This window comes from Aeromicrobium sp. 50.2.37 (assembly GCF_024655735.1).
Classification (GTDB): domain Bacteria; phylum Actinomycetota; class Actinomycetes; order Propionibacteriales; family Nocardioidaceae; genus Aeromicrobium.
This window is the reverse complement of sequence record NZ_JANLGG010000032.1, coordinates 20,156-34,471: the sequence shown is the minus strand read 5'-3', so window position 1 is coordinate 34,471 and position 14,316 is coordinate 20,156. Positions and strand designations below refer to the sequence as shown.

Sequence of the window (14,316 nt, the reverse complement as noted above, 5' to 3'; positions counted from 1 at the left end):
CCCCCCCCCCCCCCCCCCCCCCCCCCCCCCCCCCCCCCCCCCCCCCCCCCGACGGCATCGAGGGACTGGCCCGTGCGGAGCGCGCAGACCTCCCCACCTTCGTCGAGCGGCTCGGTGACCACTCCGACCGCGACTCCTGGGACGCTGCCCTGACCGAGCAGGTCGCCGCCCACGAACCCGACCTCGTCGTCCTCGCCGGCTTCATGAAGCTCGCCGGCCCGCACTTCCTGGCCCGGTTCGGCGGTCGCACCCTCAACACGCACCCGGCGCTCTCGCCGTCGTTCCCCGGCATGCACGGCCCGCGCGACGCGCTCGCGTACGGCGTCAAGATCACCGGGGCCACGCTGTTCGTCGTGGATGCCGGGGTCGACACCGGGCCGATCGTGGCCCAGGTGGCCGTGCCGGTGCTGCCCGACGACGACGAGGCCACGCTGCACGAACGCATCAAGACCAGCGAGCGTCGCATGCTCGTCGACTCCGTCGGCGAGCTGGCGCGCCGCGGCTTCACCCTCAACGACCGCACCATCGAGCTCGGAGACCCTGCATGAGCACACGACAGATCAAGCGCGCCCTCGTCTCGGTGTACGACAAGACCGGGCTGGAGCAGCTGGCCCAGGCGCTGCACGCCGCCGACGTCGCCATCGTCTCGACCGGGTCGACGGCCCGCACCATCGAGGCCGCGGGCGTGCCCGTGACGCCGGTCGAGGAGCTGACCGGCTTCCCCGAGTGCCTCGACGGCCGGGTCAAGACCCTGCACCCGCGCGTGCACGCCGGCATCCTGGCCGACACCCGCCTGGAGTCCCACGCGGCCCAGCTGGCCGAGCTCGGTGTGGAGCCGTTCGACCTCGTCGTCGTCAACCTCTACCCGTTCCGCGAGACGGTCGCCTCGGGCGCCACGCCCGACGAGTGCGTCGAGCAGATCGACATCGGTGGCCCGTCGATGGTGCGCGCCGCGGCGAAGAACCACCCGAGCGTCGCGATCGTGACCTCGCCCGACGCCTATGCCGACGTCACGCAGGCGTTGGCCGGCGGCGGCTTCACGCTCGAGCAGCGCAAGCGGCTCGCGGCCCAGGCCTTCGCCCACACCGCCGCCTACGACGTGGCCGTCGCCGAGTGGTTCGCCGGCGAGTACACGCGTGACGAGACCGTCGACGGGGGCTGGCCCGCGTTCGCAGGGTCCGCCGGCACGCTCACCTCGGTGCTGCGGTACGGCGAGAACCCGCACCAGCAGGCCGCCCTCTACGCCGACGGCAAGGGTGGTCTCGCCTCCGCCGAGCAGCTGCACGGCAAGGAGATGAGCTACAACAACTACGTCGACACCGATGCCGCGCGACGTGCGGCGTTCGACCACGACGAGCCCGCCGTGGCGATCATCAAGCACGCGAACCCGTGCGGGATCGCGGTCGGCGCCGACGTGGCCCAGGCGCACGCCCGCGCCCACGCCTGCGACCCGGTGTCCGCCTTCGGCGGCGTCATCGCCGCCAACCGGCCGGTCAGCGTGGCGATGGCCGAGCAGGTGGCGGAGGTCTTCACCGAGGTGATCGTGGCCCCCGACTACGAGCCGGGCGCCGTGGAGGTGCTGCAGCGCAAGAAGAACATCAGGATCCTGCGGTCACCCGCGCCGGCAGCGCCGTCCGACGGTGCCGCGACCGACACGGAGGTGCGCCCGATCTCGGGTGGGCGGCTGGTCCAGCAGGTCGACCACGTCGACGCCGCCGGTGACGACCCCGCCTCGTGGACGTTGGTCTCCGGCGACCCGGCCGACGACGCGCTCCTCGCCGACCTGGCCTTCGCCTGGACCGCCGTCCGCGCCGTCAAGTCGAACGCCATCCTCCTGGCCAAGGACGGCGGGGCGGTGGGCATCGGCATGGGACAGGTCAACCGGGTCGACTCGTGCCGTCTGGCCGTCGAGCGAGCGGGCCAGGAGCGGGCCCTCGGTGCCGTGGCCGCGTCCGACGCGTTCTTCCCGTTCGCCGACGGCCCGCAGATCCTCATCGACGCTGGGGTGCGTGCCATCGTCCAGCCGGGTGGGTCGGTGCGTGACGACGAGACGATCGCCGCTGCCCAGGCTGCGGGCGTGACGATGTACGTGACCGGGACGCGACACTTCTTCCACTGACGCGCGCGGTCGGCGCCGCGTCAGGAGCTGGTGCGCAGACCGTCCTCGAGGACGCGCACGACCTGGCGGCGCAGCAGCGCAGCCACCGAGGCGACGTCGTCCGACGGGTCGGTGATCGAGACGAGGGCTCCCGAGTAGAGCACCGACAGGGCCCGGACGCACTCGATGCCGTCGGCCACGCCGACGGCCCGGACGAGCGACACCATCGACGCCCCGACGTTGGCGCGCATGGCGTGCAGGTCGTCCATGAGGTGGGGTCGGGCGAACGTCGCCAGGTAGACCTGCATCTGCTGCGCAGCCGTGGTGGAGGTGTGGTCGGAGAGCAGTCGCTCGAAGACGGCGCCGACGTCCTCGGGGGTGAGGACGGTGCCGGGCTCGGGCTGCAGCGCGCTCCACGTGGCGTTCCACGTCGAGAGCGTCTGGCTGAACACCACGTCGACGAGCTGCTCGATCGAGGCGAAGTAGTACGACACCGTGGCGAGGGGCACGTCGGCGGCCTCGCTCACGGACCGGTGGGTCACGGCCTTCGTGCCGCCCTCGGCGAAGAGGGTGGCTGCGGCGGTGATGAGCTGGTCACGACGGACCCGGCTGCGTTCCTGGCTGAGCCGGGCGCGACCCCCGGGAGGGGTGCTGTCGGTCATGCGTGGCCGCGCCCGGGGGAGGGGACGTCCTGGGCACCAACGAGCATGATCGCGTCGTCCTTCACTTCCTGTACCCCGAGACTGTTGGTCGTCAGTCTAATGACGCGCCGGTCGCTTTGGCGAGGGCCCCGTCGATCACGTCTCGTCCCAGGAGGTGGGCGCCGACCAGGTCGCGCAGGGTTTCGCTCATGCGCTCGGCCTCCTCGGTCTCCGAGTACAGGCCCGACTGGCGGCGCAGCGCGGTGCCCGCCACCGCGGTCAGGAGGGCGCCGGCCAGCCGCTCGGGGGTGGGGACGCCGAGGACCGTGAGCCAGCCGATGGTGAGCTGCTCGAAGCTGCGCAGTGCGCCGGCGGCCTCGTCGCGCAGGGCCTCGTCGCGGGTCGCGGCGAGGTAGATCGAGAGCTCGAGGGCCGCGACCTCGGGGCCACGGGCCGAGAACACGCCCACGATGGTGGGGGTCACGTCGGAGACCCGCAGCGTCCGCGGCCCGTCGTCGAAGCCGGCGAGCGAGTCGAGCGAGGCGCGCCACCGTCCGATGTGGTCGCGCAGGGCCTCCCGCAGCAGCTCCTCGATCGAGGCGAAGTAGTAGGTGGTGGTGGCTGGGGGGAGTCCGGCGCGTCGTGCGACCGCGCGGTGCGTGACGGCGCGCGCGCCGCCTTCGGCGAACAGCTCGATGGCGGCGGCGACGAGCTCGTCGCGTCGCTGCCGACTGCGCTCCTGGGACAGCTGTGCCCGCGTCGTCATCCGTCACCTTCTCCCGTGCGGTGCCGTGCGGCACCGGGACCGTCCTGCTGGTCTGCAGCGTGACCACCGAGGCGGGTCACTCTCCCGGACCCGAGTGTAGGGGGAGGGGCCATCGGGTCATGTTCCTCGCGGACGCCGAGCCGTGACAGACTCGTGCGCGTGACGGCGCAGATCCTCGACGGCAAGGCGGTGGCCGCGGCCATCAAGACGGAGCTCACCAGCAGGGTGGCGGCCCTGCGGGAGCGTGGGCTGGTGCCGGGTCTGGGCACCATCCTGGTCGGCGACGACCCGGGCAGCCGCTGGTACGTGGACGCCAAGCACCGCGACTGCGCCCAGATCGGCATCGAGTCGATCCGCGTCGACCTCCCGGCGTCGGCGACGCAGGCCGAGATCGAGGCGGCGGTCGACGGGTTGAACGCCGACCCCGACTGCACCCTCTACATCGTGCAGCTGCCGCTGCCGCGCGGGATCGACGAGAACGCCGTGATCGGCCGGATCGACCCGGCGAAGGACGCCGACGGGCTGCACCCCACCAACCTCGGCTGGCTCGTGCTGGGCGAGCCGGCGCCGTTGCCGTGCACGCCCCGCGGGATCGTGGAGCTGCTGCGTCGTCATGACGTGCCGATCGCGGGGGCGAACGTCGTGGTCGTCGGTCGCGGCATCACCGTCGGCCGCCCCATGGGTCTGCTGCTCACGCGTCGCTCCGAGAACGCCACCGTCACCCTGTGCCACACGGGCACCCGCGACCTCGCCGCCGAGGTGCGGCGCGCCGACATCGTCATCGCCGCGGCGGGCGTGCCGGGCATCGTCACGGCCGACATGGTCAAGCCCGGTGCCGCCCTGCTCGACGTCGGGGTCAGCCGCGACGAGGCCGGCAAGATCGTCGGCGACCTGCACCCGGGCGTGATGGACGTGGCGGGGTGGGTGGCTCCCAATCCCGGGGGCGTCGGTCCGATGACGCGAGCGATGCTCCTGAGCAACGTGGTCGACGAGGCCGAGAAGATCGTCGCGAGCCGGGATTGACGGCCCGGTGATGGTGCCTCTGCCGCGCAGTCGCGGATCGCAGATCTACCTGCTCCTGCTCGTCGGGGTGGCGGTCGGGCTCGTCCTCGTGGCGTTCGGCGTCTGGCGGGCCGGGCTGATGGTCGTGGGAGTCACGTTCGTGCTGGGGGCCGTCGCCCGGGTGGTCGTGCCGCCGGACCACGTGGGGATGCTCCGCGTGCGTGGGCGGACGTTCGACATCGTCTGGATGACGGTGCTGGGCGCGAGCCTGAGCCTGCTGGCCCTGATCGTGCCGCCCGGCCCGCCGGCCTGAGGCAGGGCAGAGCCCGCCGGCCTGAGGCAGGGCAGAGCCCGCCGGCGCGAGGCAGGGCAGAGTCCATCGCCTGCCCGACGCACCGACGCCGCCGCTCCGTGGGGAGCAGCGGCGTCGGTCGGTGGATGGTGCCTCGGCAGGGCCTCAGATCAGGCCGAGCTCCTTGACGGCGTCGCGCTCCTCGACCAGCTCGGCCGCGGTGGCGTCCATGCGCGCGCGGCTGAAGTCGTCGATCTCCAGGCCCTGGACGATCTCCCAGTCACCGTTGCTCGTGGTGACGGGGTAGGAGTAGATCAGGCCCTCGGGCACGCCGTAGGAGCCGTCGGAGACGACGGCCATGGAGGCCCAGTCGCCCTCGGGCGTGCCGTGGAGCCAGTCGCGCGCGGCGTCGATGGTGGCCGACGCGGCGGAGGCGGCCGACGAGGCGCCGCGCGCCTCGATGATGGCCGCGCCGCGCTTGGCGACGGTGGGGATGAAGTCGTTCTCGATCCACGGCTGGTCGTCCACGACCTCGGCGGCCGGGCGGCCACCGATCTCGGCGTGGAAGACGTCCGGGTACTGCGTGGCGGAGTGGTTGCCCCAGATGGTCAGCTTCGTGATGTCGCCGACCTTCGAGCCGGTCTTGGCGGCCAGCTGGCTGAGCGCGCGGTTGTGGTCGAGCCGCGTCAGGGCGCTGAAGCGCTCGCGCGGGATGTCGGGCGCGTTGCTCATGGCGATGAGCGCGTTGGTGTTCGCCGGGTTGCCGGTGACGCCGATGCGCACGTCGTCGGCCGCGACCGCGTTGAGGGCCTTGCCCTGGGCGGTGAAGATCGCGCCGTTGGCCTCGAGCAGGTCGCCGCGCTCCATGCCCTTGGTGCGGGGGCGTGCGCCCACGAGCAGCGCGAGGTTGACGCCGTCGAAGATGTGCTCGGCGTCGTCACCGATCTCGACGGAGTCGAGCGTGGTGAAGGCGCAGTCGTCGAGCTCCATCACGACGCCCTCGAGCGCCTTGAGGGCCGGGGTGATCTCGAGCAGCCGCAGCTGGACCGGGGTGTCGGGTCCGAGGAGGGCTCCGGAGGCGATCCGGAAGAGGAGGCTGTAGCCGATCTGGCCGGCGGCGCCGGTGACGGCGACCTTGACGGGAGTGGTCACGCGATGCTCCTTGAGGTGGTGGGACGAGGGAGGGCTGTGCAGACGAGCTGAGAGCCGATGAGCTGGGGGGCGCCCGGACCAGGGCACTGTGACGAACGTAACGCAGGCCCCCCTGCGCGTGCAGGGGGGCCGTCGCGTCGCGGCCGGTCAGCCGGCGTGGGTGCGGGTCTCCACGAGGGCGTTGGCGGTCAGGTCCTTGGCCTGGTCGTCCTCGCCGCCGGGGTTGTCGCCACCGAGCCCGGCCCGCGTGAGCTCCTCGATCTGCTTGCCGGTGTCGGCGTCGACGTTCTTCCAGTAGTCGAACGCCCGCTCCAGGACGTCGCCCTTCACCCCGCCGAGCAGGTGCCCCGCCACGGTCTCGACGAACCGCTCGCGCTGGGCGTCGTCCCAGACGTCGCGCACGAGGGCGCCGGCCTGGCTGAAGTCGTCGTCGTCGGGACGGAGCGTGTAGGCCTGGCGCACCATCGCTCCGTCGGCCTCCCAGCCGTCGTCGACGGGTCCGGTCTCGTCGCTGTAGCCGCGGCCCTCGCTGTTGGGCGCGTACTTCGCCTCGTCGCCGCTGTGGTCGTAGGCCATCGGTCCGTCGAACGTGTACGTGTTGTGGTGCGCCACGTTCTTCGGCCGGTTCACCGGCAGCTGGTGGTAGTTCGGCCCGATGCGGTAGCGCTGGGTGTCGGAGTAGGAGAACACCCGGCCCAGCAGCATCTTGTCGGGGCTGAAGCCGATGCCCGGCACGATCGCCGACGGCTCGAAGGCCGCCTGCTCGATCTCGGCGAAGAAGTTCTCCGGGTTCCGGTTCAGGGTCATGGTCCCGACCTCGACCAGCGGGTAGTCCTCGTGCGGCCACACCTTGGTGAGGTCGAACGGGTTGAGCCGGTAGGTCTTCGCGTCCTCGTAGGGCATGAGCTGCACGGACATGCGCCAGGACGGGAACTCGCCGGCGTCGATGGACTCGAACAGGTCGCGGCGGTGGAAGTCGGCGTCGTGGCCGGCGATCGTGTCGGCGTCCTCCCCGGTGAGTCCCTGCACGCCCTGCTGGCTGTGGAAGTGGTACTTGACCCAGTGCTTGTCACCGGCCTCGTTGATCCACAGGAAGGTGTGCGAGCCGTAGCCGTTCATGTGCCGCCACGAGCGCGGGATGCCGCGATCACCCATCAGGTAGGTCACCTGGTGCGCGGACTCGGGGTTGAGCGACCAGAAGTCCCACTGCATGTGGTTGTCGCGCAGCCCGCTGGCGCCGCGCCGCTTCTGGCTGCGGATGAAGTGCTGGAACTTCATCGTGTCGCGGACGAAGAAGACCGGGGTGTTGTTGCCGACGAGGTTGTAGTTGCCCTCCGTCGTGTAGAACTTCAGCGCGAAGCCGCGGGGGTCGCGCCAGGTGTCGGGCGAGCCCTGCTCGCCGGCGACGGTGGAGAACCGCGCCAGCATCTCGGTCTCGACGCCCGGCTGGAAGAGCGCTGCCTTCGTGTACGCGCTCACGTCCTCGGTCGTCGTGAAGGTGCCGAAGGCGCCGGATCCCTTGGCGTGCACGTTGCGCTCGGGCACGCGCTCGCGGTTGAAGTGGGCCATCTGCTCCAGCAGGTGCCGGTCGTGGAGCAGGATCGGGCCGTCGGCGCCGAGGGTCAGGCTGTTGCGGTCCGAGCCGGCGGGTGCGCCGGTCTCGGTGGTCGAGCCCTTCTGGGCCTCGGGGGTGGGTGCGGTCGCGACGGACGTGCCGTCGTCGGGCTGGGGGACGTGGTGCGTCATGGTCCGCTCCTTCGAAGTCTGTGTCCCTCCACCGTGAACCCAGAACGCCGAACCCGCGACCGGAGCGGAGCCGGACCGTCGGCTCGTGGGCCGATGTGGTCGTGAGGCCTCCAGGGGATATCTTGAGGTCGAGAGACTTTCGGCCGACCCCGAGGAGTGGCCCGCGATGGCCAAGATCATCTACACGCACACCGACGAGGCCCCGCTGCTGGCGACCTACTCGTTCCTGCCCGTCATCGAGGCCTACGCCTCGACGGCCGGCGTCGACGTGGAGACGCGCGACATCTCCCTGTCCGGGCGCATCCTGGCGGTCTTCGCCGACCTGCTGCCCGCCGACCAGCAGGTCGACGACGCGCTCGCCGAGCTCGGAGCGCTCGCCAAGACGCCCGAGGCGAACATCATCAAGCTGCCCAACATCAGCGCCTCGATCCCGCAGCTCAAGGCCGCGATCAAGGAGCTCCAGGAGCAGGGCTTCGACCTGCCGGCCTACCCCGACAACCCGTCGAGCGACGCCGAGAAGGACGCCAAGGCCCGCTACGACAGGGTCAAGGGCAGCGCCGTCAACCCGGTCCTGCGCGAGGGCAACTCCGACCGCCGCGCCCCCGCGTCGGTCAAGGCCTACGCCCGCAAGAACCCGCACTCGATGGGCGCGTGGAGCAGCGACTCCAAGACGGAGGTGGCCACGATGGGCGCCGACGACTTCCGCTCGAACGAGAAGTCGGTGGTCCTCGGGTCCGACGACACGCTGACGATCCAGCACGTCGCCACCGACGGCACCGTGACCGTGCTCAAGGACTCCCTGCCCGTGCTGGCCGGCGAGGTCGTCGACGCCACCGTCATGCGGGCCGCGGCGCTCGACGCGTTCCTCGCCGAGCAGGTGCAGCGCGCCCAGGACCTCGACGTCCTCTTCTCGGTGCACCTCAAGGCCACGATGATGAAGGTCTCGGACCCGATCATCTTCGGGCACGTCGTGCGGGCGTACTTCGCGGACGTCTTCGCGCAGTACGGCGACGACCTCGCAGCCGCCGGCCTCAGCGCCAACGACGGCCTGGGCGGCATCCTGTCCGGCCTCGACGCGCTCGACAACGGCGCGGAGGTCAAGGCGGCGTTCGAGCAGCGCCTGGCCGAGGGTCCGCGCCTGGCCTACGTCGACTCCGACAAGGGCATCACCAACCTGCACGTGCCGAGCGACGTCATCGTCGATGCGTCGATGCCGGCCATGATCCGCACGTCAGGCCACATGTGGGGCGCCGACGGCGGAGAGCACGACACGCTCGCGGTCATCCCCGACTCCAGCTACGCCGGCATCTACCAGGCCGTCGTCGAGGACTGCAAGGCCAACGGCGCCTACGACCCGACCACGATGGGCTCGGTGCCGAACGTCGGCCTCATGGCCCAGGCGGCCGAGGAGTACGGCAGCCACGACAAGACGTTCGAGATCGAGACCGCGGGCACCGTCCAGGTCGTCGACGCCGCGGGCACCGTGCTCATCGAGCACGACGTGGAGCCGCACGACATCTGGCGCGCCTGCCAGACGAAGGACGTGCCGATCCGCAACTGGATCGAGCTCGCCGTCACTCGCGCCCGCGCCACCGGCGCCCCGGCGGTGTTCTGGCTCGACGAGAGCCGGGCGCACGACGCCAACCTCATCGCCAAGGTCAACGACTACCTGCCGTCGCTCGACACCGACGGCCTGACGATCGAGATCATGGCGCCGACGGAGGCGACCACCTACTCGGTGGAGCGCATCCGTCGCGGCGAGGACACGATCAGCGTCACGGGCAACGTGCTGCGCGACTACAACACCGACCTGTTCCCGATCCTGGAGCTCGGCACGAGCGCCAAGATGCTGTCGGTCGTGCCGCTCATCAACGGCGGCGGACTGTTCGAGACCGGTGCCGGCGGCTCCGCCCCCAAGCACGTGCAGCAGCTCGTCAAGGAGAACTACCTGCGCTGGGACAGCCTCGGTGAGTTCTTCGCCCTGGCGGCCAGCTTCGAGCACCTGGCCACCACGGCCGGCAACGCGCGCGCCCAGGTGCTGGCCGACACCCTCGACCGCGCCACGGGCACGTTCCTCGACGAGAACCGCTCGCCCGGCCGCAAGCTCGGCACGATCGACAACCGCGGCAGCCACTTCTACCTCGCGCTCTACTGGGCCGAGGAGCTGGCGAAGCAGACCGAGGACGCCGAGCTGGCGTCCGCGTTCGCCGACGTCGCCGGTGCGCTGCGCAGCAACGAGCAGACCATCGTCGACGAGCTGCTCGCGGTGCAGGGCTCCCCGGCCGACATCGGCGGCTACTTCCGGCCCTCGGACGAGAAGGCCACGGCCGTGATGCGTCCGTCCACCACCTTCACCGAGGTGCTGGGCGACCTCTGGCGTCGCGACGTCTAGCGAGCATCGGGTGACAGCCGGGACGTGATCTCCGGCTTGAGCACCTTGCCGACCTTGGACCGAGGGAGGTCCGCCCACACGTGGACCTCCTTCGGTGCCTTGACGCTGCCGATGGCTCCCTTGGCGAACGCGACGAGCGCGTCGGGGTCGATCGTCCGGCCCTGGCGCGGCTGCACCACCGCCACCACCCGCTCGCCCCAGCGGTCGTCGGGGCGGCCGACCACGGCGCAGTCCTGCACGTCCGGGTGGCGCATGAGCGCCTGCTCGACCTCTGCGGAGTAGACGTTGAAGCCGCCGGTGATGATCATGTCCTTCGCGCGGTCGACGATGTGCAGGTAGCGCTCGGGGTCGAGGTAGCCGATGTCGCCGGTGTGGTGCCACCCGTGCGCGGACGCCTCGGCGGTGGCGTCCGGGTCGCGGTAGTAGCCGGCCATGACGAGGGAGGACCGCACGACGATCTCCCCGCGCTCGCCGGCCGGGAGCAGCGCGCCGTTCTCGTCCATGACCGCCACGGTGACGAGGGGTGCCGCCCGCCCGGCCGAGGAGAGCCGGGACTCGATCGGTCGGCCCGAGGCGTCGACGTGCTCGTCGGGGGGCAGCATCGTGATCATCATCGGCGCCTCGGTCTGGCCGAACAGCTGGGCCATCACCGGTCCGATGCGGTCGAGCGCCTCGACGAGCCGGGCCACCGACATGGGTGCGGCGCCGTACCAGAAGCAGCGCAGCGAGCTCAGGTCGGCGGCGTCGAGCCCCGGCTGGTCCAGCAGCATGTAGATCAGCGTCGGCGGGAGGAACAGGTGCGTCACCCGGTGCCGTGGCACCACCTCCAGGATCGCGCCGACGTCGGGCGAGCGCATGATGACGATCTCGCCGCCCTGGACGATCACCGGGAAGCACAGGACCCCCGCGGCGTGCGTGAGTGGTGCGACGGCGAGGTAGACGGGGCGCTCGCCGAAGGGGTACCCCATGAGGGTCAGGGCTGTCATGGTCTCGAGGTTCTGGTGGGTGAGCATGACCCCCTTCGGTCGACCGGTGGTCCCACCCGTGCCGACGATCATGGCGAGGTCGTCCGGGGCGTGCCGGTCGACGGGACCGTCGCCTCGGGCGAGGAACTCGTCCCAGCCGAGGTCGTCCGCGCGGGGGCCGTCGAGACACACCCGGGTCTGCAGCCCGGGCAGGTCCGGTGCGATGGCGTCGACGAGCGTGCCGAAGGTCTCCTGGTAGATGAGCACCTCGCAGTCGAACCGGTCGAGCACCTCCTGGTTCTCGGCGGCCTCGTTGCGCGGGTTGATCGGGCACCACACCGCCCCGGCGCGACTGATCCCGAAGACGCAGGTGAAGGCGACCGGGTCGTTGGCGGACAGGATGGCCACCTTCGACCCGGGTCGTACGCCCACGGCGGCGAGCGCCGAGGCGATCCGACCGGAGAGGTCGCCGACCTGGCGGTAGGTCAGCGACCCCTCCTCGGTCGTGAGGCACGCCTGGTCGGCCGCGATGGAGATCCCCTTGTCGAGGTGGTCGACCAGGCGCACGTCAGTTCTCCTGCACCGTGAGCTGCGGCGCGGCGACGAGACCGAACGAGCGCAGGACGCCCAGGAGCTCGCGGTGCCCGAACGCCTGGCACCCGCTCGCAAAGCCGACGCGGCGCGGCGGGGTCTGCAGCAGCGAGTAGGCCGCGTAGGCCTGGAGGAGCCCGGTCTGCTTGTAGTTGCTGTTGCCGTGGATCACGCAGTGTGCGCGGCCGAGAGGGCCGGACGCGTGCACGGAGTCCAACGACTTGTTCAACCGGGGGTTCTCGCGGGGAGGCATCGTGTCCATGACCTGGCGTGCCGTGGCGGTGAGCGCGGCGTCCCGCTCCTGCGGGTCCATGTCCTTCGTCGCCTCGAGCGCACCTGCGACGATCTGCGGCACCCCGTGCATGAGCGCGGCGTTGAACACGCCGCCCTGGGCCTTGCAGCTGGCCACGCGGGGGTCGCGCCTGAACCACACGGGGTGCGAGGTGCCGCCCCACGGGAGTGACTGTGCGAGCTCGTGCTGTCCGGGGACGACGAGCGGGACCAGCCCCTGGGCGGGGTCGAAGGGCACGTAGGCGTTCTGCTCCAGGTAGTGCGCGGCCGAGGTCGCGGCGTTCACCAGGATCGTGCGTGTCGACGCGATCGTCGGGCTGCCGCCCCAGAACACCGCGATGTCGAGCGTGTCGAGGCCGGGCGTCTCCAGGCAGAGCTGGGCCGCGATCTCGCCGGTCGTGTACATCTGGGCCAGACCGGGGGAGAGCAGCAGCCCGGCGGCCGCGAAGTCGGCGCCGTAGGTCTCGTCGCAGGTGATGAGCCAGTCCTGCTCACCCGTCGTGTCGGTGTAGTGGGTGCCGGCGGCCAGGCAGGCCTCGACCACCGCGGGGCCGAGCTCGCTGAACGGACCCACCGTGTTGAGCACGACCTGGGCCCCTTCGAAGAGCCGGGTGAGGGAGGTGACGTCGTGCTCGACCTCGACCACCTCGTAGTCGGCCGTCTCGATGCCGGCGACGTGGGACTCCATCGACGAGCGCAGCGTCTCCTCGCTCCGTCCGGCGGCCACGAAGGGCACGCCGTACTCGCGCAGGTACTCGCAGACCAGCCGTCCGGTGTAGCCGGACGCCCCGTAGACCACCACAGGCTTCGTCGTCATGTCACATCCCCATTCCGCCGTCGACGGGCAGACCCGCACCCGTGATGAACCGTGCTGCGTCCGAGGCCAGGAAGACCACGGCGTCGGCCATGTCGGCCACCTCGCCCAGGCGGCCTGCCGGGGTCAGGTCGACCACGGCGGCGACGGCGGCGTCGGGGGACTCGAAGAGCCCCAGCGCGGCGACGTCGTTCGCCAGGCCCGCACCCATCGCCGTGGGCACGAGGCCGGGGTAGATGCAGTTGACGCGGACGCCGAGCCCGAGCTTGCCGGCCTCCATGGCTGCCACGCGGGTCAGGCGGTCGACCGCGGACTTGGTGGCCGAGTAGCCGGCGATGCCCGGGAAGGCGATCGTCGCAGCGACCGACGAGACGTTGATGATCGAGCCGCCGCGCCCTGCCGCGCCCTGCGGACCCATGGCCCTGAGGCCGTGCTTCACGCCGAGGAGGGTGCCCAGCACGTTGACGTCGAGCATCCTGCGGACGTCGGCGGGGTCCAGCTCCGTCACCAGGCTGGTGATCTCGATCCCGGCGTTGTTGACCAACACGTCGAGCCCACCGTGGTCGCGGACGACGGTGGCGACCGCCGACTCCCAGGCGTGCTCGTCGGTGACGTCGAGCTCGACGAAGCCGTGGCCGGCACCGAGAGCCTCGGCCGTGGCGCGGCCCGCGTCGACCTGCACGTCGGCGACCACCACGCGGCCCCCTGCCCCGGCGAGCGCCTGGGCCATCCCTTGTCCGAGGCCCTGTGCGCCTCCGGTCACCAGGCAGGTGCGCCCGGTGAGGTCGATTGTCGTCATGTCTGCTCCTTGGTCGGCGTAGTGATGCAGCACACACTCGTCGACCTCTTGACGACTGTCAAGACTTTTCTGGACAGTCGTCAAGAAACCTCTCGCCCGGCGTACACTCCAGGAGATGAAGGAGCAGTCATGACCGTCGCGACGCGCGTGGACAAGGTCGAGCAGCGCCGGCTGGAGCTGGCGGAGTCCGCCCTGAGGACGCTCGGCGACCTCGGGTACGCCCGCACGGGTCTGCGCGAGATCGCCGCCAACTCACCCTTCAGTCACGGCGTCGTGCACTACTACTTCCACGACAAGATCGAGCTCATCACGTTCTGCGTGCGTCACTACAAGACGATCTGCTCGCGCCGCTACGACGACGCGGTCGCCTCGGCCACGACGTCCACGGGGCTCGTCGACGAGGTCGTGGCGATCATGAGTCGCACGCTCCTCGAGGACGCCGCGCTGCACCGGCTCTGGTACGACCTCCGCACGCAGAGCATGTTCGAGCCGGCGCTGCGCGACGACGTGCGCGACATCGACCAGCTCCTGCAGGCCATGGTCGGGCGCATCGTCTCGCGTGCCGCCGAGCTCGGGGCGGGCGAGCCCCTCGTCGACGAGGCCACCGCCTATGCCGCGGTCGACGGTCTCTTCGAGCAGGCGCTCGTCGCCGCGGCCGGAGGCGAGGACGCGGCCCGGCAGGCTGCGGCAGTGCTGGGAGAGCGTGTGGGCGTGCTCCTGACCAGGCTCGTGAGGTAGTCCGGGGCACCTCGGTGCCCATGACCTCG

General features: G+C 71.2%; 13 protein-coding genes. 6 read left to right on the top strand and 7 right to left on the bottom strand.

Going from position 1 to position 14,316, the window contains the following annotated elements:
* The first annotated feature begins 56 nt into the window (after positions 1–56).
* Positions 57–548, top strand: a complete 492-nt coding sequence (purN, locus tag NUV38_RS15030; protein WP_257729900.1) for a phosphoribosylglycinamide formyltransferase — start codon at positions 57–59, stop codon at positions 546–548.
* Positions 545–2,119, top strand: a complete 1,575-nt coding sequence (gene purH, locus NUV38_RS15025) for a bifunctional phosphoribosylaminoimidazolecarboxamide formyltransferase/IMP cyclohydrolase (RefSeq protein WP_257729899.1) — start codon at positions 545–547, stop codon at positions 2,117–2,119. The genes purN and purH overlap by 4 nt, the downstream gene beginning before the upstream one ends.
* A 20-nt stretch (positions 2,120–2,139) precedes the next feature.
* Here the strand turns inward: purH and NUV38_RS15020 are convergent, their stop codons facing one another.
* Complete coding sequence (locus NUV38_RS15020) at positions 2,140–2,760, bottom strand: TetR/AcrR family transcriptional regulator (RefSeq protein ID WP_257729898.1); 621 nt, start codon at positions 2,758–2,760, stop codon at positions 2,140–2,142.
* A 91-nt stretch (positions 2,761–2,851) separates the two neighbouring features.
* Positions 2,852–3,505 (bottom strand): TetR/AcrR family transcriptional regulator, encoded by a 654-nt coding sequence (locus tag NUV38_RS15015; RefSeq protein WP_257729897.1) that lies wholly within the window; start codon positions 3,503–3,505, stop codon positions 2,852–2,854.
* 159 nt (positions 3,506–3,664) lie between these two features.
* On the opposite strand from NUV38_RS15015, the gene NUV38_RS15010 reads away from it, so the two are divergent.
* Positions 3,665–4,528 (top strand): bifunctional methylenetetrahydrofolate dehydrogenase/methenyltetrahydrofolate cyclohydrolase, encoded by an 864-nt coding sequence (locus NUV38_RS15010; RefSeq protein WP_257729896.1) that lies wholly within the window; start codon positions 3,665–3,667, stop codon positions 4,526–4,528.
* Between the two features lie 10 nt (positions 4,529–4,538).
* Positions 4,539–4,820 (top strand): DUF3017 domain-containing protein, encoded by a 282-nt coding sequence (locus tag NUV38_RS15005; protein WP_257729895.1) that lies wholly within the window; start codon positions 4,539–4,541, stop codon positions 4,818–4,820.
* Positions 4,821–4,964: 144 nt separating this feature from the next.
* Here NUV38_RS15005 and NUV38_RS15000 read toward each other — a convergent pair whose 3' ends face one another.
* On the bottom strand, positions 4,965–5,951 hold the full coding sequence (locus tag NUV38_RS15000) for a malate dehydrogenase (RefSeq protein ID WP_257729894.1): 987 nt from the start codon (positions 5,949–5,951) through the stop codon (positions 4,965–4,967).
* A gap of 147 nt (positions 5,952–6,098) precedes the next feature.
* On the bottom strand, positions 6,099–7,697 hold the full coding sequence (locus NUV38_RS14995; protein WP_257729893.1) for a catalase: 1,599 nt from the start codon (positions 7,695–7,697) through the stop codon (positions 6,099–6,101).
* Positions 7,698–7,863: 166 nt separating this feature from the next.
* Between NUV38_RS14995 and NUV38_RS14990 the strand changes: the two genes are divergently transcribed.
* The gene (locus NUV38_RS14990) at positions 7,864–10,089 is read left to right on the top strand and encodes an NADP-dependent isocitrate dehydrogenase (protein ID WP_257729892.1); all 2,226 of its coding nucleotides are present in this window, start codon (positions 7,864–7,866) and stop codon (positions 10,087–10,089) included.
* On the opposite strand, the gene NUV38_RS14985 is transcribed toward NUV38_RS14990, so the two are convergent.
* Genes NUV38_RS14985 through NUV38_RS14975 form a run of 3 tightly spaced genes read right to left on the bottom strand, consistent with a single transcriptional unit; the run spans position 10,086 to position 13,549 of the window.
* A complete protein-coding gene (locus tag NUV38_RS14985) occupies positions 10,086–11,621 on the bottom strand; it encodes a long-chain fatty acid--CoA ligase (RefSeq protein WP_257729891.1) in 1,536 nt (511 codons plus the stop codon). The two genes, NUV38_RS14990 and NUV38_RS14985, sit on opposite strands and share 4 nt — an antisense overlap.
* A gap of 1 nt (position 11,622) precedes the next feature.
* Entirely contained in the window at positions 11,623–12,753 is a 1,131-nt protein-coding gene (locus tag NUV38_RS14980) for a DUF5938 domain-containing protein (protein ID WP_257729890.1), read from the bottom strand.
* 1 nt (position 12,754) lies between these two features.
* Entirely contained in the window at positions 12,755–13,549 is a 795-nt protein-coding gene (locus NUV38_RS14975) for an SDR family NAD(P)-dependent oxidoreductase (RefSeq protein ID WP_257729889.1), read from the bottom strand.
* A 129-nt stretch (positions 13,550–13,678) separates the two neighbouring features.
* Between NUV38_RS14975 and NUV38_RS14970 the strand changes: the two genes are divergently transcribed.
* Positions 13,679–14,287 carry a TetR/AcrR family transcriptional regulator gene (locus NUV38_RS14970; RefSeq protein WP_257729888.1) on the top strand — a complete coding sequence of 203 codons (609 nt, stop codon included), beginning with the start codon at positions 13,679–13,681 and terminating at the stop codon, positions 14,285–14,287.
* Positions 14,288–14,316 lie beyond the last annotated feature (29 nt).

Excerpts from the sequence above, each read along its gene's own strand:
- NUV38_RS15005 (WP_257729895.1), top strand. The coding sequence starts at position 4,539 with ATGGTGCCTCTGCCGCGCAGTCGCGGATCGCAGATCTACCTGCTCCTG.
- NUV38_RS15020 (WP_257729898.1), bottom strand. The coding sequence starts at position 2,760 with ATGACCGACAGCACCCCTCCCGGGGGTCGCGCCCGGCTCAGCCAGGAA.
- NUV38_RS14995 (WP_257729893.1), bottom strand. The coding sequence starts at position 7,697 with ATGACGCACCACGTCCCCCAGCCCGACGACGGCACGTCCGTCGCGACC.
- NUV38_RS14990 (WP_257729892.1), top strand. The coding sequence starts at position 7,864 with ATGGCCAAGATCATCTACACGCACACCGACGAGGCCCCGCTGCTGGCG.
- purH (WP_257729899.1), top strand. The coding sequence starts at position 545 with ATGAGCACACGACAGATCAAGCGCGCCCTCGTCTCGGTGTACGACAAG.
- NUV38_RS15015 (WP_257729897.1), bottom strand. The coding sequence starts at position 3,505 with ATGACGACGCGGGCACAGCTGTCCCAGGAGCGCAGTCGGCAGCGACGC.
- NUV38_RS14980 (WP_257729890.1), bottom strand. The coding sequence starts at position 12,753 with ATGACGACGAAGCCTGTGGTGGTCTACGGGGCGTCCGGCTACACCGGA.
- NUV38_RS14975 (WP_257729889.1), bottom strand. The coding sequence starts at position 13,549 with ATGACGACAATCGACCTCACCGGGCGCACCTGCCTGGTGACCGGAGGC.
- NUV38_RS14970 (WP_257729888.1), top strand. The coding sequence starts at position 13,679 with ATGACCGTCGCGACGCGCGTGGACAAGGTCGAGCAGCGCCGGCTGGAG.